This window comes from Chlorogloea sp. CCALA 695, assembly GCF_003003885.1.
In the GTDB taxonomy this organism is placed as follows: Bacteria; Cyanobacteriota; Cyanobacteriia; order Cyanobacteriales; family Chroococcidiopsidaceae; genus Aliterella.
In genome coordinates, this window is sequence record NZ_PVWN01000162.1 from 1 (window position 1) to 2,150 (window position 2,150).

The following is a 2,150-nucleotide window of genomic DNA, read 5'->3' on the forward strand; positions in this document are numbered from 1 at the left end:
TTCAACCATTTGCAGCCATCTTTCATCGTGCGAATGTACAGAGTAGTATGAGTGTTAGCCACAAATTCATCGCTAGAGTTTGCTGTAGTCAAAAATCTAGCCTTGGCGATCACTTCATAATATCGGTGTCCATCTTCTGATTGCACGTACCGCACTTCTTCGGGTGAGTAATAAGTTGAAGGATAGCAGCGATTAAAAGCTTCTCCCTGTAATGGGTTTGATGACAAGGTGTAGGATTGCTCTGATTGACGGGCATAATTAAGGATGGAGTAGGTACTACAAATTAGGGTAAGCGCTCCTATATACGCTCCAGTAAAAAATAAAAGTTTGTGCATAGCATAAAAAAAGTGCTACCTAAAATAGCACCACTGCAACAAAAGCGAACGTTATAGGCAATAGCCTTTCAAAACCATTTAATTGCTAATGCACGTTTGAATTTTCTAGAGGCAGGATTACTTTGAATAAGCTCGACCACTTCTTTCGTCTTCAGTCAACCCTAAAAGCCTACATTTATCCTTAACAATAGTTAAACCATTACTTTTCTTCAACTGACTTGGGATTGCTATACTCCTCAAATCGTCTGCGCTCAAGTTCTTCAAAATCAGAGGGTGTAGTAATCACTAGGGCTTCGTCAGTTTTAATTCCCATGTTATTTAACACTTCAACATCCTCTGGGTAAAAAAAATCAGTACCTTCAGAAGTTTCTTCTGAAGGGGCATTAATAGATTCCTCAAAAAGTTTGATACAACGTTGTTTAGGATTTGGGCTATTTGCATTCTTTTTCAAGCAGCGTTCAAAAGCAGGCTGAAACTGAAGCTTAGAAAAATGGAGGGCAACAGGTTTCGGCATATAAAGCAATCTCGATCCTATTTGATCGTGGGGATTAAGAAATTTACACTCTCCAAGTTTTGTACGAAAATAAAAAATTTTGAAAGGAGAATCTTTAGCTACTTCTTTTAATCGTGCGTGGACTTCGTAGTAAACTGCCCCATCAAAAGTAAACTTGTTGATCTGGTCAGGTTTGCTGTACCGATCTGGATAACAGCTTAGTTCAGGGACTTGAGAGGTTTGAGATATATAAATTGTTTGAACTTTCGCTTGTTGAGGTGCTTTCCAGGGCGAAATCCAAGTCGCTACCCCCAGGATAGAAGCAGCAGCAAACAGAGTAAGCAAAGTCTTTTTGTTAAACATAGTCTTGACTAAATAGGGACATAGTGTCGTGGGTCTTCAGCTTTGCTGTTAATCCGATACTCAAAGTGCAAGTGGGGTCCAGTAGAGCCACCCGTAGAACCTTCTTCACCAATTATCTGACCCCTTTTAACGGCTTCCCCTACTCTTACTAGAATTTGGCTTTGGTGTCCATAGCAAGTTTTGACCCCATTATTGTGATTGATACAAGTATATTTACCATATCCTTTAGCCCAACCCGCAAAGGAAACAGTACCACAGTTAGATGCAACGATGGCACTACCATAGCCAGCAGCAATATCAATTCCGGCGTGAAGTTTTGGTCTGCCCAGTATCGGGTGAATTCGCCAACCGAACTCAGACGAAACCCTACCTCTGCTTGGACGAATATAAGTAGACGGCGTACCCTGGCAATCTACCGCTAGAGGTGAGGGTTGACCTGTACTGCTACCTCCACCAGTAGACGTACCTATCTTTGATGGTGGGGACGCTCCTCCTAGTCCAGATAATAGCGTTTTCGTGCTTAGTTTATCGGGTCCAAACAGGACAAGCTGCCCCTCTTTACGTTTGCCCCAGAACGGCATGGGAAAGGGACCAAAACAATGAGCAGATTCTGCACCGTAAGGACCTCTAACACTAAAATACAATGCAAACTCGACTTTACCCGTTTCTTCATCGATATTTTCGACAACAACTTTAGGATTCTTGCCAAATGGAAATCGCCCTGTTGGTTCTTTTAAACAAAGATACCCATTACCCCCAGAAACTTTTTGCTCTTTGGATATCCATCTAATCTTGTTAGTATCGTTGCCCCGTCGCGTCACTTCAATGTGAGAACACGGTGCGCCAACACAAGAAATACTTGAGTTGTTCCAATTTCCTGACGCTGTATTATCAATATTGAACTCTCGACATTCTTTGCCAACTTTGCAGGGAGACATACCAAAGGGAATATCAAACGG

3 protein-coding genes are annotated in these 2,150 nt (G+C 41.9%); all 3 read right to left on the bottom strand.

What is annotated here, in order from left to right:
• The coding region (locus tag C7B70_RS25720; protein ID WP_199192587.1) for a hypothetical protein at nucleotides 1-335 on the bottom strand (335 nt) is incomplete at its 3' end.
• A 199-nt stretch (nucleotides 336-534) separates the two neighbouring features.
• Nucleotides 535-1,191, bottom strand: coding sequence for a hypothetical protein (locus C7B70_RS25725; protein ID WP_106371686.1), 657 nt, complete (start codon nucleotides 1,189-1,191; stop codon nucleotides 535-537).
• Nucleotides 1,192-1,199: 8 nt separating this feature from the next.
• The coding region (locus C7B70_RS25730; protein WP_146134191.1) for a M23 family metallopeptidase at nucleotides 1,200-2,150 on the bottom strand (951 nt) is incomplete at its 5' end.

Coding starts and splice junctions, on each gene's coding strand:
- C7B70_RS25725 (WP_106371686.1), bottom strand. CDS start 1,191: ATGTTTAACAAAAAGACTTTGCTTACTCTGTTTGCTGCTGCTTCTATC.